This is a genomic window from Streptomyces sp. PSU-S4-23 (assembly GCF_055632315.1).
On sequence record NZ_JBVMUU010000002.1, the window covers coordinates 3,464,525 to 3,489,724 of the forward strand.

A 25,200-nucleotide genomic window follows, 5' to 3' on the forward strand; every position below is an offset into this window, starting at 1 on the left:
GCACAAGGGTGCCCGAAAGAGGACACAGGCATGCCCAGGTGCGCGCAGCGCAGTCCGTCGGAGGCCCTCTCTCCCTCGGCCGGCCCGTGGTGGGCCGCCCGACCGCCATCAGCAGCGACGTCTGGCTCCGACCCAAGCTACACCGGACGGCCGCACGCTCCCCAGTCCGCCTCCGATGGCATCCGGTCCCTTTCGGTCGAATTCCCGGTAGGGGCACCGGGGTGTTCGCTCGGGACGGCCGGCCGCGTGGTCAGTGCTCGTTCGTCCGGGCGGGGCCGCCGGGTGTGGCCTCGCGGTCCGGGCCCTTGGCCGCCTCGGCCTCGCTGTAGATGTCCGGTTCCAGGTAGATGACGCGGGCGATGGGGACGGCGGCGCGGATGCGGGCCTCGGCGGCGTCGATCGCGGCGGCGATCTCGGCGGCCGTCTCGTCGTGCCGCACCGCGATCTTGGCGGCGATCAGCAGTTCCTCGGGGCCGAGGTGCAGGGTGCGCATGTGGATGATGCCGGTGACCGTGTCTCCGTCGACGGTGGCGGCCTGGATCTTCTCGACCTCTTCCGCGCCCGCGGCCTCGCCGAGCAGCAGGGACTTGGTCTCGGCGGCGAGGACGAGGGCGATCAGGACGAGGAGCACACCGATGCAGACGGTGCCGATGCCGTCCCAGACGCCGTCGCCGGTGAGGAGCGCGAGGCCGACGCCGCCGAGCGCGAGGACCAGGCCGATGAGCGCGCCGAAGTCCTCCAGGAGGACGACCGGCAGCTCGGGCGCCTTGGCGCGGCGGATGAACTGCATCCAGGACTGGTTGCCGCGCAGTTCGTCGGACTCCTTGATGGCCGTGCGGAAGGAGAAGCCCTCGGCGATGATCGCGAAGGCCAGGACGCCCACCGGCCAGTACCAGTGCTCCAGTTCGTGCGGGTGCTGGATCTTCTCGTAGCCCTCGTAGATCGCGAACATGCCGCCGACCGAGAACAGGACGATCGACACGAGGAAGGCGTAGATGAAGCGCTCGCGGCCGTAGCCGAAGGGGTGCTGCGGGGTCGCCTCGCGCTGGGCGCGCTTGCCGCCGACCAGCAGCAGGAACTGGTTGCCGGAGTCGGCGATCGAGTGGACGCCTTCGGCGAGCATCGATGACGAGCCGCTGAAGGCGAACGCCACGAACTTCGATGCCGCGATCGCGAGGTTGGCGCCGAGTGCCGCCACGATCGCCTTGGTGCCGCCTGACGCGCTCATGTGGTCGCGTGTCCCTTCTTAGCCGTCCGCGCCGGATGCCGTACATGCGTACGCCGTCCGGTGCTTTGCCCGTCCTTTGCCGGTGGGTCATTGTTGCAGCCGGGCCCGACAGCGGTGCGCCGGACCGGTGGGACGAGGGGGCGCGACCTGTGCGCGGCCCCGGTGTCAGGCGATGACCGTCGCCCGGAAGACCGTGCCGTCACCGGAGACCCCGGCCTTCTCGTCCGCCGGTACGTAGACCGACTCGCCGGGGCCGAGCATGTGTTCCCCCACCCGCGCGGTGCCCGCCGTGCACAGCAGGATCTGCGGGGTGGAACGCGTGAGGTCACGCGGGGCGGCGCCCTCCGCCAGCACGTACCGGGACAGCCGGAACTCGTCGATCGGGGTGTCGTAGACCTCCTCCCCGTCGGACGACGCCTCGGGGCGCAGGATGCCGGGGTCGCCCGGCTCGAAGCGGACGATGCGCAGCAGTTCGGGGACGTCGACGTGCTTGGGGGTCAGGCCGCAGCGCAGCACGTTGTCGGAGTTGGCCATGATCTCGACGCCGAGGCCGTTCAGGTAGGCGTGCGGGACGCCGGCCCCCAGGAAGAGGGCCTCGCCGGGCTGCAGCCGGACGTGGTTGAGCAGCATGGCCGCGATCACGCCGGGGTCGCCGGGGTAGTGGTGGGCGATGTCGGCGTAGGGGGCGTAGGCACCGCCGAGGCGGGCGCAGGCCGCCGCGGCCTCGGTGACCGTACGCGCCATGTCCCCGGGGTCGGCGGTCAGCACGGCGGTGAGGACCTCCCGCAGGGCCGCCTCCTCGGGGTGTGCCCGCAGCACGTCGACGTAGGGCTCCAGGGAGTCGATGCCGAGACCCGTGAGCAGGTCGGCGGCCGCGCCGGGCGTGCGGAAGCCGCACAGACCGTCGAACTCGGTGAGGGCGCAGATCAGTTCGGGCTTGTGATTGGCGTCCTTGTAGTTGCGGTGGGGCGCGCCGACCGGGATGCCGCGGCGCTCCTCGTCCTCGTAGCCCTCCTTGGCCTGCTCCAGGTTCGGGTGCACCTGGAGGGAGAGGGGGGCGCCGGCGGCGAGGATCTTCAGCAGGAACGGCAGCCGGGGGCCGAACCTGGCGACGGCCCGGTCCCCCAGCTCGCGTTCCGGGGCCTGGTCGATCACCTCGTTGAGGGGGCCGCGCGGCGTGCGCGAGGGTGCGCCCGGGTGGGCGCCCATCCACATCTCCGCCTGCGGCTCACCGGTCGGCTCCACGCCGAGCAGCCGGGGGATGGCCGTGGTCGAACCCCAGGCATAGGGGCGGATGGTGTTGTCGAGGCGATCCATGGGTGTCTTTTCTCCGTATGTACACGGTATGTACACGGTCAGCCGGCCGCCGGCCGGAAGGCGTGAGCCGGGACGGCATGAGCCGGGAAGGCGTGAGCCAAGATCAGGCCCTCGAAGCGAGCGCCACGTAAACGGCGGCGAAATCCGTGATGGCGATCAGCTCGGCGAGGGTCTCCAGTTCGCCGCCGTCCTCCGGTTCGAGTTCGCTGATGGCCGTGTCATGGCCGAGGGCCAGCTCGCGGGCGGCGGGAGCGGCGCTCAGGCCGCCGATCGGGCGGTCGCGCAGCAGCACCACGCGCGCGTGGAGCGCCTGTGCCTCCTCGACACGGTCGCGGAAGAAGTCGTCGGGGTCGGCTCCGGCGGCGAGTGCGCCGGACAGCAGCACGTTGTGCGAGGCGAGCGCCTCGGGCAGCTCGGCGGTGAGCGCGGGGCGTCCGGCCAGTTCCGCGAGCGCGGCGGCGAAGCGGCGGCCGGCCGGCGCGGCGGAGACGCCCTCCGTCCAGATCACCGGGAGCGCCTCGGCGAGCTCGGAGGCGAGGTTCTTGGCGGGGTTGCCGTAGGTCGCGATGGCGGGACCGCAGCGCTCGGCGACCCGGTCGAGGCGGTCGGCGACCTTCTCCAGGGCGTCGGGCGGCGCGGACAGCAGCCCCGTGCGGTCGAGGAGGGCGAGCAGCGGGGTGAGCAGGGCCCACAGGACGCCGGGCGCGGAGGCTGCCAGCGGTTCCTCCTGCTCGTACGGGGCGGTCGCCATCGGAACGAACAGCCCGTGGGCACCGGCCACCGCATCCATGATCGGGGACCGGGCGGGGGCCACGGCGACGACGTTGCAGCCACGGCGGTATGCCTGCTCGACCAGGATCGACAGGCCCGGTTCGCTGCCGTCGGGGGTGGCGATCAGCAGGAGGTCCACGGGGCCCGCCCAGCCGGGGAGCTCCCAGCGCAGGGCGCCCGCGGCCGGCGCGACGCCGGTGGGGTGGATGCGGGTGACGGGGCAGGCGGCGCCGGCGAGGGTGCCGAGCAGCTCGGCGACGCCCGCCGACGCGGTGCCGGGGCCCGCGATGAGGACGGCGCGGGGGCGGCCCTCGGGTTTCAGGTCGTTGATCCCCGCCTCGGCGGCGAACCGCACGGCGGTGCGGACCCGGGCGCCGGCCTCGGCGGCCCCGCGGAGCAGCGCGCGGCGGTCGGCCCGCGACAGCGCCTCGGGGTCGTCGAGCAGCGATTCGTCGAGCATGGGCGGCAGTCTCCGATCGCCGGGTCGTTACGCCGGGCGGCGGGCCTCGTCGACGAGCAGGACCGGGATGCCGTCCCGGACGGGGTAGGCGAGACCGCAGTCCTGGCCGGTGCAGATCAGCTCGCTGTCCTCCTCCTTGAGGGGGGCGTGGCACGCCGGGCAGGCGAGGATCTCCAGGAGGCCGGCTTCGAGCGGCATGAGGGGTCCCTTCGGGGCGGGTGCACTTGGCCTGGTCAGCGTACCGCCGCGGGGTGCGGCGTGCGGGGGTTGGGCGAGGCGCGCGGGGTACGGGGCGCACGGGCTCCGAGGGCGTGCGGGTGCTCCCGCTCCCACCGCACGGCCGCCTGCCCGCACACTCGTACGCCCGGGGGCGCGAAACGTACGGTGCCGTACGCCCGGCGCCCCGGGCGTACGGTCAGCCGCGGATGATCTCCAGTACCTCGTCCCGGATCTTCGTCATGGTCGCCTCGTCCTTCGCCTCCGCGTTCAGCCGCAGCAGCGGTTCCGTGTTGGAGGGGCGGACGTTGAACCACCAGTCGGCGGACGAGACGGTCAGGCCGTCCAGTTCGTCCAGCGCGAGGCCCTCGCGGCCCTCGTAGGCGGCCTTGATCGCGGCGAGACGGCCCGTCTGGTCGTCGACCGTGGAGTTGATCTCGCCCGAGCCGGCGTAGCGGTCGTACTCGGCGACCAGTTGCGACAGCGGGCCGTCCTGGCCGCCGAGGGCCGCCAGGACGTGGAGAGCGGCCAGCATGCCCGTGTCGGCGTTCCAGAAGTCCTTGAAGTAGTAGTGCGCGGAGTGCTCACCACCGAAGATCGCGCCGGTGCGCGCCATCTCGCCCTTGATGAAGGAGTGGCCCACGCGGGTGCGCACCGGTGTGCCGCCGTTCTCGCGGACGACCTCGGGCACCGACCACGAGGTGATCAGGTTGTGGATGATCGTGCCCGTGCCCCCGTGCCTGGCCAGCTCGCGCGCGGCCACCAGGGCCGTGACCGCGGAGGGCGAGACCGGGTCGCCGTTCTCGTCGACGACGAAGCAGCGGTCGGCGTCCCCGTCGAAGGCGATGCCGATGTCGGCGTGCTCCTCGCGCACCCGCTGCTGCAGGTCGACGATGTTCTTCGGGTCGAGCGGGTTGGCCTCGTGGTTCGGGAACGTGCCGTCCAGCTCGAAGTACATCGGGACCAGGTCGATGGGCAGCCCGGCGAGGACGGTGGGCACGGTGTGGCCGCCCATGCCGTTGCCGGCGTCGACGACGGTCTTCAGCGGGCGGATGGAGGTCAGGTCGACGAGGGAGCGCAGGTGCGCCGCGTAGTCCTCCAGTGTGTCGCGCCGGCCGATCGCTCCCGGCGTCCCCACCGGCTCCGGGGCGCCGGAGTCCAGCCACTGCTCGACCAGTGCGCGGATCTCGGCGAGTCCCGTGTCCTGGCCGACCGGGGCGGCGCCGGCGCGGCACATCTTGATGCCGTTGTACTTCGCCGGGTTGTGGGAGGCGGTGAACATCGCGCCGGGCAGGCCGAACGCGCCCGACGCGTAGTACAGCTGGTCCGTCGAGCACAGGCCGATCTCGGTGACGTCGACGCCGCGGCCGGCCGCCCCGCGGGCGAAGGCGCGGGACAGGCCGGGGGACGAGGGTCGCATGTCGTGGCCGATCACGATCGCCTTCGCGCCGGTCACCTGCGCGAAGGCCGCACCGAAGAGCTCGGCCAGCGGCTCGTCCCACTGGTCCGGGACCACACCGCGTACGTCGTACGCCTTCACGATCTGCGACAGATCAGCAGCCACGACCAACCCTCCTGAGGTCTCAAGGATGAGCTCAACCTACCCGCTGCGGCGGACGGCCGGTGATGCCCGGCCGGGCCGCAGCGAGCAGTTCCGAAGGAGTTCATACCGGACTCACCGGGCGGAGGGCGTGCGATGGCTCAGGGAAGCATCCAGTCGAGTACCGGGGAGCTCTGTCCCACCACGATCAGGCACATCACCAGCAACAGGCCCAGGCTCCACGGCAGTACCTTGCGCAGCAGGTCGCCCTCACGGCCGGCGAGGCCGACGGCCGCGCAGGCGATGGTGAGGTTCTGCGGGGAGATCATCTTTCCGAGGACGCCTCCCGAACTGTTGGCCGCGGCGAGCAGTTCGGGCGACAGGCCCGACTCGTGGGCGGCGCTGACCTGGAGGGCGCCGAAGAGGGCGTTGGCCGAGGTGTCCGATCCTGAGACCGCCACGCCGAACCAGCCGAGCACCGGCGACAGGAAAGCCAGTCCGGCGCCGGCCGCCGCCACGAAGTGGCCGATCGTTGCCGCCTGTCCGGAGAGGTTCATGACGAAGGCGAGCGCCAGTACGGACGTCACGGTGAGGATCGCGTACCTCAACTCGTGCACCGTCGCCGCCCATTCCCTGACCGCCACGCGCGCGTGCACGCCGAGCACGAGGGCCGTGGCCACCCCGGCGAGCAGCACGAGTGTGCCGCCGGTCGACACGATGGGCCAGGTGAAGACGTTGGCGCCGACGGGCTTGCCGTTCGGGGCGGCGACGTTCAGGAAGGGCCAGTCGAAGGTGCGGGTCGCTCCGGCCAGCCAGTCCTTCACGGCGGGGATCTGGGCGATGGAGAAGACGGCGACGATCAGGGCGTAGGGGGCGTAGGCGCGCAGTACTTCGGGGCGCGGGTCCTCCTGGTCGAGGTCCTCGCTGCGCGCGCCGGTCAGAACCGCGGCGCGCACGGACTCGGTGGCGGGCACGCGCACGTGGGGCACGGCGACGAGGGCGCCCGCGCCGACCAGGGAGGCGCCGATGTCGGCCAGTTGTGCGGAGACGTAGTTGGAGGCGGCGAACTGGGCGGCCGCGAAGGCGGTCCCGCACACCAGCGCGGGCAGCCAGGTCTCCCGCAGCCCGCGCCGCCCGTCGACCAGCCCGACCAGCACGAGGGGTACGACCAGTGCGAGCAGCGGGGTCTGACGGCCGACCACGGAGGCGACGGAGTCCAGGGGAAGACCGGTGACCTGGGCGAGCGTCACGACCGGCGTGCCCATCGCGCCGAAGGCCACGGGGGCGGTGTTGGCGACCAGGGCGACGACGGCCGCGCGGACCGGGTCGAAGCCGAGGGCGACCAGCATCACCGAGCAGATCGCGACCGGAGCGCCGAAGCCCGCGAGGGCTTCCAGGAGCGCGCCGAAGCAGAACGCGACGACGAGCGCCTGGATGCGGGGGTCGTCGGACAGGCGCCCGAACGAGCGGCGCAGGATGTCGAAGTGCCGGGTGCGGACGGTCATCCGGTACACCCACAGGGCGTTGACGACGATCCACATGATGGGGAAGAGGCCGAAGACGGCTCCCTGGGCTGCGCCGGAGAGTGTCTGGCCGAGCGGCATGCCGTAGGCGAGCCAGGCGACCAGGGCGGCGGCCAGAAGGCCGATCAGGCCCGCCCGGTGGGCCTTCATGCGGACGCCTCCGAGCAGCACGAGGACGATCAGGAGAGGAAGGGCTGCGACGAGGGCGGACAGGCCGAGTGAGCCGGCGATGGGTTGGAGTTGCTGGACGTACACGGACGCCTCCCCGATTTTCCGCATGGCGGAAAATGATTTCTCAACGAGTGACGGAATGGTCGTGTCCGTAACAACGCCACGTCAATGGGTGTGCAACGTTCAACAAAATGAGAGAGAGGAGCGCCGGGCCGCCCGGGTGCGAAGGGCTCAGTTGTCCGGCGAGCGCAGCACCCGAAGATGGCCCCGGCGGGCGACCTCCATCGGGTCCGCGGTGCGGGCGCTGCCGCCGCCCGCGCCGGCCGTGCGCTGCTGCGGACGGGCCGCCTCGCGCACCGCGTTGGCGAGGGCCTCCAGGTCGTCACCGCTGGGGCGCGCGGGGGCCGAGCCGTCCAGGAGCCGGACGACCTCCCAGCCGCGCGGCGCGGTCAGGCGCTCGGAGTGCTCGGCGCACAGGTCGTAGCAGTGGGGCTCCGCGTAGGTGGCGAGCGGGCCGAGGACCGCGGTCGAGTCGGCGTAGACGTACGTCAGCGTCGCGACGGCGGGTCGGCCGCAGGCGGTGCGCGAACAGCGACGTACAGGGCTCACGACGTTGGACGGTACCGCACTCTTGAGCGGGCCGCGACGACTCTCCCCCAGGTCACTCCACCGTGTCGTGCTGTGAATCGTCCCACACACCCCTCCGGACCGGTCCGGCTGACCTGCGCGGACACCCCGGGGCGGGATGCCGCACCGACTTGAAACCGGTCACCACTCGGTACAAAGCCCGTCATTTTTCATGAGGTCGGCGGTCTGGGAGAGTTGCGGAATCGAGCCCAAGCTTGGCCGGAATGGTCATCCTGCGACATGCCGCACGGCCGCCGCAGACATCCCCCGGCGCGGCTCCGGCGAGCCGGCTGGACGTCGCGCCGCAGGGGAGGCAGGGGGCGGCCGTGTGGGCCGGGCGCGGCGCCCTGGCGGGGACTACGCTTCGTTGTGATGGACAAGCCCGTACAACCCCGCGCCGCAGCACCCGGTCCCCGCCGTCGTGACCGTCACGGCAGAGGCATGCGCGGACCCGTGGCGCCGCCGCAGGTGCCGCTCGCCGCGAGTCGCGCCGAGGCGTTCGCGGATCTCGTGCAGGACTCCGTGGAGCGTCTGGAGCGGCGCTGGCCGCAGCTCTCCGACATCGATTTCATGGTCCTTGAGGTGCCGCGCCTCGACGGCCCCGGCCGCCTGTGGAGCGACGACGCGGTGCCCCTGGGCGGCACGATCCCGGCGCGCGACGGCCGCCGGGCGCGGGTGGTCGTCTACCGCCGTCCGGTGGAGATCCGCACGAAGGGCCGGGACGAGCGGGCCGCCCTGGTCCACGAGGTCGTCGTGGAGCAGGTGGCGGAGGTGCTGGGGCTCACTCCGGAGACGGTCGATCCGCGTTACGGCGAGGACTGACCGGCTGCCCGGCGGCCCTGGGGCCGGGGCGTACGCCGGGACCGGGGCGTACGCCGGGACCGCAGCGCGTCGGCGGGGGCGGACGAGGCCGGCCCCCGCGGTCGTCACTTCTTCAGCAGCACCGTCGTCACTTCTTCAGCAGCACCGACAGATCCTGGTCGGCCTCCGGCACCGCCACCGTCCCCCGGTCGTCCGGAAGACTCTGCACCGTGAACGCGGGCACGCCCTCGCTCGCCACCTGAAGGGTGCGGGCGCCGTAAAGGGGCCCTCCGGAGACCCACTCCACGGTGAGCGCGTACGTCCCCTTGAGGCCGCTCGGTACGGGCATGTCGACGTCCTGTGTCGTACCGCCCTTGATCGTGAACTCCTTCGTCACCGCCGTACCGCCCTCACTGCCCGCGGACGCGGTGACCTTGGCGGTGGCCGTGCCGATCGGCGCGCTCAGCGAGAGCGTGGTCCCCTTGGCGCCGTTGCCGACGGCCGACGCGCGCGTGCCGATCGGAGCGGTGGCCGGGATGAAGGCCGACTCCTGCTTGTCCCCCTTGCCCCGCACCACCTGCAGTGCGGCCACCACGGGGACCGCGGTGCCGGTGGGCGTGAGCACCAGGGAGCCCGCCTCGCCGCGTGTGACGTCATGGAGGTCGACGGTGGCGGTCATGTGGGACTTCACGTGCAGCGTCTCGCTCCCGGCCGGGGTGATCTCCCCGGAGGGGGAGGCGAGACGCACCTTGAGGTCGGCGTCGGCGTCGCCGGGCGCGAAGGCGAACAGGCGGACGTCCGTGGCGTCCTTGGGGATGCCGGGCATCACCAGGGAGCCGGATGGGTCCGTCGAGGCGGCCAGCCAGTCGCCGCCCAGCTTGTCGTCGAGGGCCTGTACGGCGGCGGCGACCCGGCCGCTGCGGACGCCCACGTGCACCGTGACGTCGCTCTCCTGCGCGTCCGTGGTCGTGGACAGCAGCACCGGCTCGCTGGAGTGCGGCGGGACCGTGATGCCGTCGGCGACCGTCGACTTCAGGGCGCCGTCCTTCCCGTACAGCTCGATGTCGACGACTGCGGCGGAGTCGTCGGGATTGGTCAGGTGCACGTAGTCGATGCGGGAGGCGGTGGTGGCGGCTCCCGGGAACCAGAACTCGGTGTCCGGGGCGGTGCAGGCGGTGCCGAGCAGCCCTCGGCCGGTGCCCGCGGCGACCTGGGTGGTCTCCTGGACCGTCCAGCCGGGCGCGAACCGGCCCGTGGCGGTGCCGACGAGCGCGGGCGTGTCGGGGCCCGAGCTGTCGCCGGTGGCCGGAGTGCCGGGCTCCTTGGGGGTCACGGACGGGGCGTCGGACTGCTTCTTGTCCTTGCCGTTCTTGCCGTTCTTGCCGTCCTTGCCCCCCGTTCCGCCCGTGCCGGAGTCCGGGCCGCCCGTGGCCTGTGTGCCCGCCGGGACGAGCTCGGCCTTGCCGCTGCCGCCCGTGCCCTTCGAGACGGGCGTGAAGGACGCGTACGAGGTCTCGGCGAGGTCGGAGGTGCTGGGCTCGGGGCACAGCAGACGGGTCCGCTCCACGGGCAGCCGGGCGGCCGTGCCCGCCGAGCCGCTGCCGGACGCGTCCGGTGCGGTGAGCGCGGCGAATCCGGTGACGGCGGCGAGCGCGGTCGCGCCGGCGATCAGGGACAGGGTGGTGCGGTTCACTGCTGGCTCCCGTCGGGGCGCTCACTGTCGGTGCCGTGCGCCGGGTCGTACGGCGTGCCGTACCCCTGGGTGTACGTCGGGTCGTAGGGCGCCGTGGATCCGTAGCCGTACGGGTCGTACTGGGCGTCCTGGTAGGGGCCCGTCTGGTAGGAGTCCGCCTGGTAGGAGTCCGTCTGGTACGGCTGCTGGTAGGTGCCGGGCGGGTACTCCTGGGCGCCCTGGTACTGCTCGCCGCCGTAGGTGCCGTAGTCGGCGCCCTGGTATCCCGCCGTGTCCCACGCGCCGTACTCCGGCTGCTGCGGGACGGCGGCCGGCTCGGGGGCCTCCTCCGGAGGAGGAGGCGGAGCCTCGCCGTCCGGGCCGGCCCCTTCGGCCTCGGCCTGAGCACGCAGCCGACGCGCACGGCGGCCCTCGCCGACGGTGTCCTGCGCGGGCACGACGCGCTCCTCGGGGAGGTCGTCGTCGACGTCACGGCGGCGGCCCGGCAGCGCCAGCACCACGAGGACGACGGCGAGCGCGCCCTGCGCCCACAGCCAGGCGGTGTGGCCGAACGGCGTGTCGTACGTGACGTCCAACCTGCCGCCGGAGGCGGGCAGTTCGAAGCCCTGGGCCCAGCCGTCGACCGTGGTGCGGGTGAGCGGCCGGCCGTCCAGGGTGGCGGTCCAGCCCGCGTCGGCGGAGTCGGCGATCCGCAGGACGCGGTCCTCGGAGCCGGAGGGGATCTCGGTGTGGATCTCGACGGGACCGGCGGCGACCGGCTGCGGTGCGGCGGAGCCGCCGACGATCGCCGCGCGGGAGACCTGCCGGTCCAGCCGCCACAGGGCGCTTCCGTCCTGCTGGCTGAGCCGGCTCAGGCCGGGCGTGGCGTCCAGGACGCGGCTGACCTCGCGGGGCGCGCCCCTGCGGACGAGGACGTAGCGCACGGCGAAGCCGCCGAGTTCGTCCGCCTGGTCGGCTCCGGAGCCCGCCACCAGGTTGGCGACGACCTTGTCGAGCTGCCCGTTCTCGCCGCCCTCGGCGGCGAGTTCACCGTCGCCGAGGCGGGCGCCGGAGCCGCGGACCAGGGTGTAGCCCACGCGCGCGGTGGAGTACCCGTCGAGGACGAGGGTGCGGGCCTGGTCACTGGTGCCGCCCTCCTCGGCGACGAACGCGGGCACCTGCACGGGGTCGCGCCGCTCCAGGGGGCCGTCGGCGCCGCGGATCATCCATCCGGCGGCGATGAGCAGCGGGCCGGCCGCGGACGCGAAGGCGATGAGCGCGGCGACCGGCTGACGCCAGCCGAAGCTCTGCTCGGCCACACGCGTGCGTGCGCCGTCCGCGCCGATCACGGCCGCCGTGAGGAGCGCGATCCCGTAGACGAGGGTCGCAGGTCCGGCCCAGGTGGAGTGGTTGGACAGGACCGCGAAGACGAGCGCCACCACGGCGACCGCCCACGCCGTCCGGATGCCCCCCTGGCGGTCGGTTCGCATCAGGGCGGCCAGCGCGGCGAGGACCACGCCGATGAGCATCAGCCCGCTGACGGTGCCCGGCCCGCCCGGACTCGCGCCGAGCAGGTCGGTGGCGGAGGCCGCGCTCGCGCCGTAGGCGAGTCCTGCCTCCTTGAAGAAGCCGAACGGCAGCAGCGACAGCGACCAGGGGGCGAGCATCAGCAGCGGGGTGCCCAGCTGGACCAGGAAGCGCAGGCCGTGAGCGGTGATGTCGTTCCTGTGCACGGCGAGCAGGGCCAGGCCGAGGACCAGGGCGATCGGCCACACGATCGGGGTGAACGCGGTGGCGAGGGTCAGCAGCAGGGCGTACGCCCAGGTGGCGCGCCAGCTGCCGCGCGTGCCCGACGCATGGGCGAGCCCCGCGGCCGCAACGCCCGCGCGCGCGATGAGCGGCAGCAGGACCGCGAGGACCGCGGTCCCGATGCGGCCGCCGGCGAGGGCGCCCGTGGCGGCGGGCAGGAAAGCGTACGCGACGGAGGCCCAGGCGCGCAGCAGCCGCGACTCGACGACCGGACGCGAGGCGAAGTACGCGGTGAACCCGGCCAGCGGCACCGAGCAGACGAGCAGCACCGTGACCGCGAGTCCGGTGGAGCCGAACAGGATGCTCGCGAGCAGGGCGACGAGCGCGAGATAGGGCGGCGCGTGCTGGGTACCCCCCGCGCCGACCGGATGCCAGGCGTCGAGATACCGCGACCACAGCTCGGAGGAGTCGGCGGGCGCGGGCAGCAGCGCGCCGCCCGCGAGCGCGCCCCCGCCGAGCAGGGCGCGGCAGGCGATCAGGGAGACGAGCAGGAGGACGGCGAAGAGGACCGGCCCGGGCTTGCGGGCGATGCGCTTGAGCCGGGCGAACTGCTCGACCTCCAGGAAGTCGGCGTCGTCGCCGCCGGGTCCGGATTCGATGGCCCCGCCGTGCCGGCCGGCCGAGGAGACCTCGGGGTCGGAGCGGCCCACGAGGCTGCCGGCGACCTGCTCGACGGTGGCCCGGACGGTCGCTCCGGGTGGCGGGAACAACGGGCGCAGCTCGCCCTTGTCGACCTGCGGCCGGCCGCGTCTGCGCCGCCCCGCGACGATCCGCTCCGGTCGCAGCAGGGTCCCCAGCAGGCCGCGCACCTCGTCGAGGGCCTGTCCCGGCACCTTGCCGACCAGGTACGCCACCGTGCGCAGCAGGGTGCCGAGCACCAGGCGGAGCAGGACCCAGGGCAGCTGTGCCGTCCGGGCGTTGACGAGGAGGGTGTAGACGGCCCCGGCCTTGTCCACCTTGTGCGGGGAGGCGGCGGTGCGGCCCACGCAGTCGACGGTGCGGCGCTCGCGGGAGGCGGCCTCGGCGTGCCGTACGACCGCGTCGGGGGCGATCAGGACGCGGTGGCCGGCGGCCTGGGCGCGCCAGCACAGGTCGACGTCGTCGCGCATCAGGGGCAGGTGCCGGTCGAACCCGCCGAGCTGCTCGAAGACGTCGCGCCGGATGAGCATGCCGGCCGTGGACACGGACAGCACCGGGCGAATGTGGTCGTGCTGGCCCTGGTCCTGTTCGCGGCGGTCCAGGCCGGTCCAGCGGCGGCCGGAGTTGGCGATGGTGACGCCGACCTCGAGGAGCTGCCGGCGGTCGTACCAGCCGCGGAGCTTGGGGCCGAGCACGGCGACGTCGCGGCCCAGCTCGTGCTCCTGCTCCACGACCCGCAACAGCTCGGCCAGGGCGTCCGGTTCGGGCGCGCAGTCGTCGTGCAGGAGCCACAGCCACTGCACCGGCTCGCCGTGCGGCAGCTCCGGCATGTCGTACGCCTCGTCCCGCCAGGTGCGGGTGACGGGGTCCCAGCCGCTGGGGCGCTTGAGGTAGGGCAGGTCGTCCGGGGTCAGCCGGGCCGCGGTGCGGCCCGCCTCGTCGACGGCCTGACCGAAACCGGTGCGCCGGGCGAGGTGGAGGACGCGGTCGGCGCCGAGGGCGTCGGTCAGCAGCCGGGCGGAGTCGTCCGCGCTGCCGGTGTCGGCCGCCACCGCGTTCTGCACGGGGCGCTCCTGGCCGAACAGCCCGGCGAGCACGTCGGGCAGCCAGCGGGCGCCGTCGTGGGAGACGAGCACCGCGGTGACCACGTGGCGCGGGAACTCGGGCGGGCGGGTCGGATCGAGCAGCGCCGGGCCGGGCTGCTCGAACGGCGCTGTGGCGGCGTCGCGTTGGGCCGCCGTATGGCTGTGGACGGACATCGAGGTGCGGGCCCCGGTTCGATGGACTGCGGTGGACGCCTGTGCCCGCAGGGGGCAGCGGTGCGTCTCGGACGGAGGCCCACACTAACGGCTGGACAAGATCACGGCCCGCCGCCTGTGGACAGACCACCTGCGCCGGGCCGTTCGTTACGTAAGGGTGTGTGCCTTTTCATCGCTTGCCGGCCGGGCCGGCCACCGCGCATGCGTGCGCCTGCTTCACGACATCCAGATGCCTTTTCCGGACAGCGGGGCGTCAGACGGCGGCCTTCTTGAGCCGGCGGCGCTCGCGCTCGGACAGGCCGCCCCAGATGCCGAACCGCTCGTCGTTGGCGAGTGCGTATTCGAGGCACTCCGAGCGGACCTCGCAGGCGAGGCAGACCTTCTTGGCCTCGCGGGTGGAGCCGCCCTTCTCGGGGAAGAAGGACTCGGGGTCGGTCTGGGCGCACAGCGCGCGCTCCTGCCAGCCGAGTTCCTCGTCCGCGTCGTCGACCAGCAGTTGCTGCACCAGCTCGGTCATGTGCGCCCCTCGTCTGTCTTTCGCGTCCCCGTGATGTAGCCGTTACCGAATCCGGCTGAACGACACGAGTGAAATTACAAGTGTGCCGATCCGGGCCAGTCAAGCCGAGATCTGCTATTGGGCCCCTTATTCACTCTGCGGAACCAAGGCTATGCGGAAAGTGTTCAAATCGACATAAACCCTGACACGCAGCACGGGTCCCGGCGGGTCTCCGACGACTCACAGGGAAGGACGCCCGCGGAATCGATCTCGTTCCGGCACGAGCGGCGAAGCGAACGGGATCACATTCGGATCACGAGATCGCAACGGGGTCCGTGCGCCTGGTTGTGCGCCATGTGTCCCCCCGACCGACAGGACAAACCTTTCGCCCCCCGGATGAACCGGATGGGGTGAACCGGCTCCCACTTCCCGGACGCCGAGTTGACAGGCCGAGGTGTCAGCGGATGTCCTAGTGGGCATGCTCGCGAACCCGGCACTCACCTCGACCCGCTCCACCGGGTCCCACGGTGCTGCCCGTGCTCGCTGTAGCTGTTGCCGTTCCGGCTGTTGAGCCCCGCGCCCCCGCTCCGGCCGCCTTCGAGTCCACGCGACTCGGCTGTTGTTCCCTCCGCCCCTGCCGGGGCCCGCGCCACGCCCGTGACCCGGGCGGACGACGCGCGACGTCCAGCCGCCCGCCGCACTCCCCGCCGAGGAACCCCGCACCCCATGAACAGCGACAGCGACCTCCAGATCGCCGGCGACATCCTCGAAGTACCGCATCTGCTCCAGCCGCCGCGCGAGCACCCCGCCACGGTGGCCGAGTTCGCGGGTCTCGCCCGCTCCGTCGCCGCCGACCGCTCCCAGTGGGCGCACCTCGTGCGGTACGACGCGACGTCCCGCTGGTACCACCGGCTGCGCACCGGCCCCGGCTACGAGGTGTGGCTGCTGTCCTGGGTGCCCGGGCAGGGGAGCGGGCCGCACGACCACGGGCGCTCGTCCGGCGTCCTGACCGTCCTGCACGGCGCACTCACCGAGCGCACGGAGCGCGGTACCCGCGCACTGCGCACGGGGGCGCAGCGGGTGTTCGCACCGGGGTACGTACACGAAGTGGTGAACGACTCACTGGAGCCGGCGGTCAGCCTGCACGTCTACTACCCGGGCCTGACGGAGATGCCGATGCTCCCCGCGTCCCGCCTCCGCTCGGCCGGGGGGAGCGCCGTCGGCACCTGCGCGGCGGAGCCCGGCACGGCGAACCCGGTCACGGCCTGAGCGGCGGCCGCGCCCCCGGTGGCGCACGGCACGGGCACGGGCACGGGCACGGGCACGGCGGCACGGGCATGGGCTGCGGATGGGTACGGGCATGGGTACGGGCAGCACGGTGGCGCCCGGAGCGGGCACGGACACGGTGGCGCGCGGCGCGCACGGGGCGGGAGCGGAGGACCGCGGTCGCGCACAACTTGGTCCCGCGTTGTCGTATCCGCCTGCAAGACTGGCTCCCATGCGCATTGTGGTTCTGGCAGGCGGTATCGGCGGTGCCCGGTTTCTGCGGGGTCTGAAGCGGGCCGTGCCCGACGCGGACATCACGGTCATCGGCAACACCGGCGACGACATCCACCTCTTCGGGCTGAAGGTGTGCCCGGACCTCGACACGGTGATGTACACGCTCGGCGGCGGCATCAACGAGGAACAGGGCTGGGGCCGCGCCGACGAGACCTTCCACCTCAAGGAGGAACTCGCGGCGTACGGCGTCGGACCCGAGTGGTTCGGGCTCGGTGACCGCGACTTCGCCACGCACATCGTGCGGACGCAGATGATGAGCGCGGGCTATCCGCTCAGCGCGGTCACCGAGGCGCTGTGCGACCGCTGGAAGCCGGGCGTGCGGCTCATCCCCATGTCGGACGACCGCGTCGAGACGCATGTCGCCGTTACCCTGCCGGACGGCGACTCCGCCACGGGCCCCGGCGAGCGCAAGGCGATCCACTTCCAGGAGTACTGGGTGCGGCTGAGGGCCTCCGTCCCCGCCGAGGCGATCGTGCCGGTCGGCGCCGAGCAGGCGAAGCCGGCGCCGGGCGTCCTGGAGGCCATCGCCGAGGCGGACGTCGTGCTCTTCCCGCCGTCCAACCCGGTGGTGTCCATCGGCACCATCCTCGCGGTGCCTGGCATCCGCGAGGCCATCGCGGACGCCGGGGTGCCGGTGGTGGGCCTGTCCCCGATCATCGGTGACGCGCCGGTGCGGGGCATGGCCGACAAGGTGCTCGCGGCCATCGGCGTCGAGTCGACGGCCGCGGCGGTGGCCGAGCACTACGGCTCGGGGCTGCTGGACGGCTGGCTCGTCGACACGGTGGACGCGGCCGCCGTGGAGCGCGTGGAGGCCGCGGGCATCCGGTGCCGCGCGGTGCCGCTGATGATGACCGACCTGGAGGCCACGGCCCGGATGGCCGGCGAGGCGCTGGCACTGGCGGAGGAGGTGCGGACCTCTTGAACGGGCTGCCCCCCGAGGGACCGGCAGGCGCCGCGGTCCCTCCCGGTTACCGGGTCTGGGCCCTGCCCGGTCTTCCCGAGGTCCGCCCCGGCGACGACCTCGCCAAGCTGATCGCGGCGTGCGACCCCGGGCTCGTCGACGGGGACGTGCTGCTGGTCACCTCGAAGATCGTGTCCAAGGCGGAGGGGCGCGTGGTCCGGGCGGACGACCGGGAGGCCGCCATCGACGCCGAGACCGTGCGGGTCGTGGCCCGGCGGGGACCGCTCAGGATCGTTGAGAACCGGCAGGGGCTGGTCATGGCCGCCGGCGGGGTCGACGCCTCCAACACCCCGGCGGGGACCGTGCTGTTGCTGCCCGAGGACCCCGACGCGTCGGCCCGGGCCGTGCGGGACGGGCTGCGGGACGCGCTCGGTGTCGTCGTCGGCGTGATCGTCACGGACACCTCCGGGCGGCCGTGGCGCACCGGGCTCACCGATGTCGCCATCGGTGCCGCGGGCGTACGGGTCCTCGACGACCTGCGCGGCGGCGCGGACGCGCACGGCAACCCGCTGAGCGCGACCGTCGTCGCCACCGCCGACGAGTTGGCCGCCGCGGGGGATCTGGTCAAGGGCAAGGCCGCCGGGCTGCCCGTCGCCGTCGTGCGAGGGCTGCCGCACGTGGTGGACGAGGACGACGGCGAGGGGGCGCGGGCGATGGTGCGCGATGCGCGTGACGACATGTTCCGGCTGGGCACCTCCGAGGCGGTTCGGGAGGCGGTGACCCAGCGGCGTACGGTCCGGTCGTTCACCGACGAGCCCGTCGACCCCGGTGCCGTGCGCCGCGCGGTGGCCGCCGCGGTGACCGCGCCGGCGCCGCACCACACGACACCGTGGCGGTTCGTGCTCCTGGAGTCCGGCGCGTCGCGCACACGGCTGCTGGACTCGATGCGGGACGCCTGGATCGCCGATCTGCGGCGGGACGGCAAGAGCGAGGAGTCGATCGCGAAACGCGTCCGGCGCGGGGACGTGCTGCGCAACGCGCCGTACCTCGTCGTGCCGTGCATGGTCATGGACGGGTCCCACACCTACGGCGACATACGGCGGGACGCGGCGGAGCGGGAGATGTTCGTGGTCGCCGCCGGGGCGGGCGTGCAGAACCTGCTGGTCGCGCTCGCCGGGGAGCGGCTGGGCTCGGCATGGGTGTCGTCGACGATGTTCTGCCGGGACGTCGTACGCGAGGTGCTGGGACTGCCGGGGAACTGGGAGCCGATGGGGGCCGTGGCGGTGGGACATCCGGCCGAGGAGCCGAAGCCGCGGCCGGAGCGGGACGCGGAGGCGTTCATCGAGGTGAGGTGAGCGCGCTCGCGGGTACGGGCGCGCCCGGCGCGGCCCCCGGGCCGCGGTCACACCGCTCGCGGGGTACGGGTCCCGCCCGTGCCCGTCGTGCGCGCCCTCTACCCTCGTAGGCGCCCCGGATCCGTGGAAGCGGCGCCGGCGCCTGGCAGACCTCCCCAGCGGCATCCCTCGCAGCAGCCCCCAGGACCCCATGGCCGGACGATTCGCCCCTCGCCCCACCCGTACGACCGTGCGCGGCGGGCATGCCGCCGTGCCCGCGGGGGTGCCGCGGCCGGCCGCGGCGCCGGGACGGCGGCGGACGTGGACCCCGCCCGGGCCGCTGGATCTCGGACTGGTGCTCGGTCCGCTGCGGCGGGGGCCCGCGGATCCGACGTTCCGGGCGACGCCGGACGGCTCGGTGTGGCGGGCCAGCCGGACGCCCGTGGGACCGGGCACCCTGCGGGTCGCGCTGCGGGGCGGGGCCGTCGAGGCCGAGGCATGGGGGCCCGGGGCGCAGTGGCTGCTGGACCACCTGCCCGGGATGCTCGGCGCGGCGGACGATCCGGACGCGTTCCAGCCGCGGCACCGGCTGGTCGCGCTGGCGCGGCACCGGCGCCCGGGTCTGCGGCTGACACGGACGGGGCTGGTGCTGGAGTCGCTGATCCCGTCGGTCCTGGAGCAGAAGGTCACCACGGACGAGGCGTACCGGGCGTGGCGGCTGCTCGTCCGGAAGTACGGAGAGCCCGCGCCGGGTCCCGCGCCGGGGCGGATGCATGTCATGCCGGCACCGAGGACATGGGCGCTGATCCCGTCCTGGGAGTGGCACCGGGCCGGGGTCGACAACAAGCGGGCGTCGACGATCCTGCGGGCGGTGCGGGTGGCCGCGCGGCTGGAGCAGGCGGTGGGGATGGAACCGGCCGAGGCACAGGCGCGGCTGGAAGTGGTGCCGGGGATCGGGCCGTGGACCTCCGCGGAGACCGTGCAGCGCAGTCACGGGGCGGCGGACTCGGTGACCGTGGGGGATCTGCATCTGCCGGGCATCGTGGGTTACGCGCTGGCCGGGGACCGGAACGCGGACGACGCCATGATGCTGTCGCTGCTCGAGCCCTATGCGGGGCAGCGGCACCGGGCGGCGCGGTTGATCCTGCTGAGCGGATGCACGCCGCCGCGGCGCGCCCCGCGGATGCGGCGGGGGGACATCGGACGGCTCTAGCGGGCCGGTCGGGAGCCGGCGGGCCCGTCGGCAGGGGGGCCGCAGCCGCGCCCCGGCCCCCCCTGCCGGCCCGGCCGGCCGCGCCCTCACCGGGCGGGGCGGCCGGACGTGCCCGGGTTCCGGTGCGGCCTCACTGGTCCGACGAGAAGCGCACCGCGCCCGCCGGGATCCTGGCGTCGCACCAGACCCGTACTCCGTCGCGGAGTTCGTTGTCCGCGCCGACCACCGCGCCGTCGCCGATGACCGCGCCCGTGAGGATCGAGCGTTCGCCGATGCGGGAGCGGGCGCCGATCAGGGAGTCCGTGATCACGGCGCCCGGTTCCACGACCGCGCCGGACAGCAGCGTGCTGCCGGAGATCCGGGCGCCCTCCCCCACGAACGCCCCCTCGCCGACCACCGTGCCGCCGGTCAGCTTGGCGTCCGTGGCGACCGACGCCGTCGGCAGGACCAGGCGGTCGCCGCAGCGGCCGGGCACCGCGGGGGACGGGGCGCGGCCCAGGACGAGGTCCGCCGAGCCGCGCACGAAGGCCGCGGGAGTGCCCAGGTCCAGCCAGTACGTGGAGTCGACCATCCCCTGCAGATGGGCCCCGGCCGTCAGGAGCTGCGGGAAGGTCTCCCGTTCGACGGAGACCGGGCGGCCCGCGGGGATCGCGTCGATCACCGAGCGGCGGAAGACGTACGCCCCCGCGTTGATCTGGTCGGTGACGATCTCCTCGGGGGTCTGCGGTTTCTCCAGGAAGGCCGTCACCCGGCCCGTCCCGTCGGTGGGGACCAGCCCGTACGCCCTCGGGTCCGTCACCGTCGTCAGGTGGAGGGACACGTCCGCGCCCGTCGTCCGATGGGTGCGGACCAGGGCCCGGATGTCCAGGCCCGTGAGGATGTCCCCGTTGAAGACGAGGACCGGGTCGTCGGGGCCGGAGTGGAGGCGGCTCGCCACGTTGCGGATGGCGCCGCCCGTGCCGAGCGGTTCCTCCTCCGTGACGTACTCCAGTCGCAGGCCGAGGGCCGAGCCGTCGCCGAAGTAGGGCTCGAAGACCTCGGCCAGATAGGAGGTGGCGAGCACGATGTGCTCCACGCCCGCCGCCTTCGCCCGCGCCAACTGGTGCGTGAGGAAGGGGACCCCGGCCGCCGGGACCATCGGCTTCGGAGTGCGCACCGTGAGCGGGCGCAGCCGGGTGCCTTTGCCGCCGACCAGGAGGATCGCTTCTGTCACCTGTCGTCTCTGCTTCCTGCCGGGACCGGCCGACTGTCCGTCGGCCGGCCAGTGTATGCAGACCGTGTTGCGAGGACCGCTCAAGGCGTTGTGAGGACCGTTAGAGGTGCCTTCGACGACAGTGGGGTGTCCTTCGACGGCTGTGGGGGCAAGCCCCCGCACACCTTCGTGCGGATGAACTCGTACGGCGTCTTGCGGGCCGTCGTTCGGTGTGGTGCCGGTCACCGTACGACGGTGTGCGGGCGGTGCGTGCGACGTCGCGCGCCGGCCCCGTCCTCAGCGACCCTGGTAGGCGGCCGCGGTGGTACGGGCCGTGCCGAGTTTGCCGTAGAGCAGCCTTCCCGGGCACTCCGTGGCGAACCCGTCGCGATGGCCGGAGATCACATTCAGTCGTACGTTCTCGCCCTTTGTGTAGAGATTGCCACCGCCGGAGACCAGGTGTGTGGCGGCACGCGGATCCATGCTGGAGAGACCGAGTTTCCAGGCGGTGAGCTTGGAGAGGCCGGTGACCGCGGCGGCGGGCGGGTTGCTGCCGGTATAGGTGCCGAGCACCGCGATCCCCGTGCTGTTGCTGTTGAATCCGAGGGTGTGCGCGCCCATGACGGGCTTCTCCACGCCCCCCGCGCGCCCCTCGTAGATGTTTCCGCACTTGTCGATGAGGAAGTTGTAGCCGATGTCCCGCCAGCCGCTGCTCACGACGTGGTAGCGGTAGATACTGCGGATGAGCGAAGGCGCCTGGGAGCAGGTGTAGTTGTTGCCCGAGGCCGTGTGGTGCACGAAGGCCACCTTCACGGTGCTCGTGTAGACGAAGCCCGCTTCCCGCAGGCTCTCGTCGGCCCCCCAGCCGCCGCGTGTGACGATGCGCGGGCGCGGGCCGATGTAGGGGCCCGTGCTGACCTGGCGCGCCTCCAGGTCCTTCTTCGTCGCGTCCCGGGTGAGCGCCGGGATCTCCGCGGCCCCCAGGGGTGCGAGGCCGGCGTTGGCGGCGGACGCCTCCGACGCGGTGGAGGCCGCGCCCGAACCGCCGGCCGATGCTTCCGCATCCGAACCGGTGGCGGATGCTTCCGCGCCCGAACCGCCGGCCGATGCTTCCGCGCCCGAACCGCCGGCCGATGCTTCCGCGCCCGGCGCCCCCGCCGAGCCCGCGCCCTGCGCGCCGTGTGCGGGGGCGGTGCGAGCCGGCTCCGCGCCGGGGTCGACGAGTTCGACCCGGAGACCGCCGGGAAGCCCCGGGCCGCGCGTCCCGCCGGACTCGTCCTCCTCGGCGCGTACCCGAACCTCGATGCCGTCCGAGTCGCCGACCCACAGGGGTGCCGTCGATCCGCGCACCCGGCTCGAACCGGCCTCGCCGGTGGCCGGGTCGGGGCCGTGGTCCGCGTTGTGCGTCTCGACCTCCTGCCAGTCGGACCACCGGTCCGTGCCGCTGGCCCGGGTACGGATCTGGACGCGGCCGTGCAGTTCGGTTCTGGGGTCGTCCCAGACGACGCCGACAAGCGAGAAGGACCGTACGGCCTGGGGGGTCAGCCCCCGTTCGGTCACCGCGCCGCCGCCACGAGGGCCGGTGAGGGGTACGAGGGAGAGGGACTGGGTGCTGCCCGGAACGCCCGGCTCGGCGCCCGGCCCGGCCGCCATGGCCGGGGAGGCGGGCGGCACGGTCAGGACCGCCGCACAGGAGACACCGATCAAGGAAGCTAGGTATCCACGCATGGCCACGATCTTGGACATAGCCATACATATATGTCCATCCGGGACTTGACGGGCCGTCGGCCGAACCGGTGGCCCTGCACACACCCGTCACACACCCGCCGGACCGTCCGGCGGGCCGCCCCCGCGTACGCTTGCGCGCGTGAACGCCACCGACCGTACCCCTGCCGACCTGCTGCGATCCGCACTCGCCGCGGACCCCGCGCGCCCGCTGGTGACCTTCTACGACGACGCCACGGGCGAACGCGTCGAACTCTCCACGGCCACCTTCGCCAATTGGGTGGCCAAGACGGCCAACCTCCTGCAGGGCGACCTCGCCGCCGGGCCCGGCGACCGGGTCGCACTGCTGCTGCCCGCGCACTGGCAGACGGCGGTGTGGCTGCTCGCCTGCGCGTCCGTGGGTGCCGTCGCGGACGTCGGCGGCGACGCTGGCGCCGCCGACGTCGTGGTCACCGGGCCCGACACGCTGGACGCGGCGCGCGCCTGCTCCGGGGAGCGCGTCGCCCTCGCCCTGCGCCCGCTCGGCGGCCGCTTCCCGCAGCCCCCGGCCGGCTTCGTCGACTACGCCGTCGAGGTGCCGGGCCAGGGCGACCGCTTCCAGCCCTTCGCGCCCGTCGACCCGGAGGAGCCGGCGCTCATCGTCGCCGGGGCGGAGCACACCGGCGCGGAGGTGGTGGAGCGGGCCCGTGCGGACGCCCCCGCGCTCGGCCTGACGGGGCCCGGCTCCCGGCTGCTGTCCGGACTGCCGTACGACACCTGGGAGGGCCTGAGCGCCGGGCTGTACGCACCGTTGGCCACGGGAGGGTCGGTGGTGCTCTGCCGCCATCTGGAACGGCTCGGCGAGGATGCGCTGGCCAAGCGGATCGAGGACGAGAGGGTGACCACCACCGCGCGGTGAGACGCCGCCGGGGGCCGCGCCAGGCGGCGGGGGCCTTCCGCCACCGGGCCGGGGCGCGGCCGCACACCGTGCGCCGCGGCCGGGGCGGTTACAGCGGGCGCGGCGGGCGTGCATACAGGGCGTACGGGGGCACGAGGGCACGGGCCCACGACCCACGGCCCACGGCCCACGGCCCCAGACCGCCGCATCCGCCGCCGCATCCGCCGCCAGGCCACTGGCCGGCGCGCGGCGCGCGGCGCGCGGCCGCGCAGTTCCCCACCCCCCATTCGGGCTAACACCGGCCGCCCTCAGCCCCGCCCCGGGTCATGGTCGTAAGAGCACGACACGCTCGTACGCCACAAGGGGGTGGACCCGGCAGTGACTACCCAAGGCGCCCCACGGCGGCCAGGAGCGGGCACCCCGCGCCTCCTCGGCCCCTCCCTCGGCCCGTCCCTCGGCGCCACACCCGCCGGCCCCGGCCTCATACGCCGCCGGCGCCGGCGCTGGATGCGCCGCTCCGCGCTCGGGCTCGCCCTGCTCGCGCTCGGGGCCGCCGGCGCCGGGTGGGCCGCGTACGAGAAGCTCGACTCGAACATCACCGCGGACAACGACGCCGCCTCCGAGCTCGCCCGGTACGAGAAGGAGCGGCCCACGGCGCTGGTCCGCGGCGCCCAGAACATCCTGCTCATCGGGTCCGACTCACGCGCGGGCGACGGCAACGGCCGCTACGGGCGGGTCTCCGGGGCCGGGCGGTCCGACACCGTGATCCTGCTGCATCTCGCCGCCGACCGGCGCAGTGCCACCGCCGTCTCCCTTCCCCGCGACCTCATGGTCGACGTGCCGAGCTGCCGCAGACCGGACGGCAGCCGCACCGCGCCGGTGTTCACGATGTTCAACTACGCCTTCGCCGGCGGCGGCTCGGCGTGCACGATCCGCACCGTCGAGAAACTGACGAACATCCGCATCGACCATCACGTGGTGGTCGACTTCCACGGTTTCCAGGAGATGGTCGACGCGGTCGACGGCGTCCAGGTGTGCCTGAAGGAGCCGATCGACGACAAGGACGCCCGGGTGAAGCTCCCGGCGGGCAAGGTGACGCTCGACGGCGAGCAGGCGCTCGGCTACGTACGCGCCCGCAAGAGCCTCGGCGACGGCAGCGACACGGACCGCATGGAACGCCAGCAGCGCTTCCTCGGCGCACTCCTCGGCAAGGTGCGCAGCGACGGCGTCCTGCTGAATCCGGCGAAGCTGTACCCGGTGCTGGACGCCGCCACCTCGTCCCTCACCACGGACCCGGACCTGGCGAACCTGCGCGGGCTCTACGACCTCGTGCGCGGGCTGCGGACGCTTCCTCCGGAACGGGTGCAGTTCCTCACGGTGCCGCGCGCCTCGTACCCGTCCGACGTGAATCGCGACCAACTCGTACAACCCGCGGCGGGAAGACTCTTCGCGCGGCTGCGCGCGGACCGGCCGGTGGAGGTCGCGAAGCAGCTCCCGGACATTTCAGCCGCACAATCGAGCGCCGCGGCGTCCGCGCCGCCCGGTTACGGTGACCGTGGGGAGTCGCGCGACGACGGAATGTCGAGCGGAAAGCGGACCCCCACTCCCGAACCCACGCCCACATTCCGCGGAAACACGGCCGCACAAGACGCCTGCGGGTAAAGCACACACCAAGCGGGGGGACTGCGGAGCTAAGAAGTCTCTGAGAAATGGGGCGGATTGCCCAGTTGTAGGGGAGTGGAATTTGTCACCGCCGTCGCTTGACGCCGAACTGGGCGGATAGTGTGAGCGGTCCGGTGCTACGCCCACGAGGTCCGACCTGGGTTCGCGCACTGGGCGAAGAGACCCGAGCGCCTCAAGGGGGAAGGC

The 25,200-nt window shown here is 73.4% G+C and carries 19 protein-coding genes; 7 read left to right on the forward strand and 12 right to left on the reverse strand.

What is annotated here, in order from left to right:
- Positions 1-250: 250 nt before the first annotated feature.
- The 7 genes from ACZ79I_RS15915 to ACZ79I_RS15945 all read right to left on the reverse strand — a co-directional run bounded on the left by ACZ79I_RS15915 (position 251) and on the right by ACZ79I_RS15945 (position 7,835).
- Positions 251-1,228, reverse strand: a complete 978-nt coding sequence (locus tag ACZ79I_RS15915; RefSeq protein ID WP_471498029.1) for a cation diffusion facilitator family transporter — start codon at positions 1,226-1,228, stop codon at positions 251-253.
- Between the two features lie 165 nt (positions 1,229-1,393).
- On the reverse strand, positions 1,394-2,545 hold the full coding sequence (gene manA, locus ACZ79I_RS15920) for a mannose-6-phosphate isomerase, class I (RefSeq protein WP_471498031.1): 1,152 nt from the start codon (positions 2,543-2,545) through the stop codon (positions 1,394-1,396).
- Positions 2,546-2,648: 103 nt separating this feature from the next.
- Complete coding sequence (locus tag ACZ79I_RS15925; protein ID WP_471498032.1) at positions 2,649-3,776, reverse strand: SIS domain-containing protein; 1,128 nt, start codon at positions 3,774-3,776, stop codon at positions 2,649-2,651.
- 27 nt (positions 3,777-3,803) lie between these two features.
- Positions 3,804-3,974: a Trm112 family protein gene (locus ACZ79I_RS15930; RefSeq protein ID WP_381092520.1), complete on the reverse strand. Its 171-nt coding sequence runs from the start codon at positions 3,972-3,974 to the stop codon at positions 3,804-3,806.
- Positions 3,975-4,191: 217 nt separating this feature from the next.
- Positions 4,192-5,556, reverse strand: a complete 1,365-nt coding sequence (locus ACZ79I_RS15935; protein WP_471498033.1) for a phosphomannomutase/phosphoglucomutase — start codon at positions 5,554-5,556, stop codon at positions 4,192-4,194.
- Between the two features lie 137 nt (positions 5,557-5,693).
- Positions 5,694-7,310 carry an L-lactate permease gene (locus ACZ79I_RS15940; RefSeq protein ID WP_471504981.1) on the reverse strand — a complete coding sequence of 539 codons (1,617 nt, stop codon included), beginning with the start codon at positions 7,308-7,310 and terminating at the stop codon, positions 5,694-5,696.
- Between the two features lie 147 nt (positions 7,311-7,457).
- Positions 7,458-7,835, reverse strand: a complete 378-nt coding sequence (locus ACZ79I_RS15945; protein ID WP_388375128.1) for a DUF3499 domain-containing protein — start codon at positions 7,833-7,835, stop codon at positions 7,458-7,460.
- A 390-nt stretch (positions 7,836-8,225) separates the two neighbouring features.
- On the opposite strand from ACZ79I_RS15945, the gene ACZ79I_RS15950 reads away from it, so the two are divergent.
- Complete coding sequence (locus ACZ79I_RS15950) at positions 8,226-8,675, forward strand: metallopeptidase family protein (RefSeq protein ID WP_471498035.1); 450 nt, start codon at positions 8,226-8,228, stop codon at positions 8,673-8,675.
- A gap of 127 nt (positions 8,676-8,802) precedes the next feature.
- Here the strand turns inward: ACZ79I_RS15950 and ACZ79I_RS15955 are convergent, their stop codons facing one another.
- From ACZ79I_RS15955 to ACZ79I_RS15965, 3 genes are all read right to left on the reverse strand, one after another.
- Entirely contained in the window at positions 8,803-10,347 is a 1,545-nt protein-coding gene (locus ACZ79I_RS15955; protein ID WP_471498037.1) for a DUF5719 family protein, read from the reverse strand.
- Positions 10,344-14,033 carry a glycosyltransferase gene (locus ACZ79I_RS15960; RefSeq protein WP_471498039.1) on the reverse strand — a complete coding sequence of 1,230 codons (3,690 nt, stop codon included), beginning with the start codon at positions 14,031-14,033 and terminating at the stop codon, positions 10,344-10,346. The genes ACZ79I_RS15955 and ACZ79I_RS15960 overlap by 4 nt, the downstream gene beginning before the upstream one ends.
- A gap of 253 nt (positions 14,034-14,286) precedes the next feature.
- Positions 14,287-14,550, reverse strand: a complete 264-nt coding sequence (locus tag ACZ79I_RS15965) for a WhiB family transcriptional regulator (RefSeq protein ID WP_003975777.1) — start codon at positions 14,548-14,550, stop codon at positions 14,287-14,289.
- Positions 14,551-15,255: 705 nt separating this feature from the next.
- Between ACZ79I_RS15965 and ACZ79I_RS15970 the strand changes: the two genes are divergently transcribed.
- The 4 genes from ACZ79I_RS15970 (at position 15,256) to ACZ79I_RS15985 (ending at position 19,537) form a co-directional block, all read left to right on the forward strand.
- Positions 15,256-15,798 carry a cysteine dioxygenase gene (locus tag ACZ79I_RS15970; RefSeq protein ID WP_471498040.1) on the forward strand — a complete coding sequence of 181 codons (543 nt, stop codon included), beginning with the start codon at positions 15,256-15,258 and terminating at the stop codon, positions 15,796-15,798.
- Between the two features lie 229 nt (positions 15,799-16,027).
- Positions 16,028-17,011 carry a 2-phospho-L-lactate transferase gene (gene cofD, locus ACZ79I_RS15975; protein WP_471498041.1) on the forward strand — a complete coding sequence of 328 codons (984 nt, stop codon included), beginning with the start codon at positions 16,028-16,030 and terminating at the stop codon, positions 17,009-17,011.
- Positions 17,008-18,345, forward strand: coding sequence for a coenzyme F420-0:L-glutamate ligase (locus tag ACZ79I_RS15980; protein ID WP_471498043.1), 1,338 nt, complete (start codon positions 17,008-17,010; stop codon positions 18,343-18,345). Before cofD ends, ACZ79I_RS15980 begins: the two co-directional genes overlap by 4 nt.
- A 190-nt stretch (positions 18,346-18,535) precedes the next feature.
- Positions 18,536-19,537, forward strand: a complete 1,002-nt coding sequence (locus tag ACZ79I_RS15985) for a DNA-3-methyladenine glycosylase family protein (protein WP_471498044.1) — start codon at positions 18,536-18,538, stop codon at positions 19,535-19,537.
- A gap of 130 nt (positions 19,538-19,667) precedes the next feature.
- Here ACZ79I_RS15985 and manB read toward each other — a convergent pair whose 3' ends face one another.
- Complete coding sequence (gene manB, locus ACZ79I_RS15990) at positions 19,668-20,750, reverse strand: mannose-1-phosphate guanylyltransferase (RefSeq protein ID WP_471498046.1); 1,083 nt, start codon at positions 20,748-20,750, stop codon at positions 19,668-19,670.
- Between the two features lie 276 nt (positions 20,751-21,026).
- The gene (locus ACZ79I_RS15995) at positions 21,027-22,475 is read right to left on the reverse strand and encodes a peptidoglycan recognition protein family protein (RefSeq protein WP_471504984.1); all 1,449 of its coding nucleotides are present in this window, start codon (positions 22,473-22,475) and stop codon (positions 21,027-21,029) included.
- A gap of 121 nt (positions 22,476-22,596) precedes the next feature.
- Here ACZ79I_RS15995 and ACZ79I_RS16000 point away from each other — a divergent pair, with 121 nt between their 5' ends.
- Together ACZ79I_RS16000 and ACZ79I_RS16005 are read left to right on the forward strand one after the other, a co-directional pair.
- Positions 22,597-23,352: a TIGR03089 family protein gene (locus tag ACZ79I_RS16000; RefSeq protein ID WP_471498047.1), complete on the forward strand. Its 756-nt coding sequence runs from the start codon at positions 22,597-22,599 to the stop codon at positions 23,350-23,352.
- 486 nt (positions 23,353-23,838) lie between these two features.
- Complete coding sequence (locus ACZ79I_RS16005; RefSeq protein ID WP_471504987.1) at positions 23,839-24,993, forward strand: LCP family protein; 1,155 nt, start codon at positions 23,839-23,841, stop codon at positions 24,991-24,993.
- The last annotated feature ends 207 nt before the right edge of the window (positions 24,994-25,200 follow it).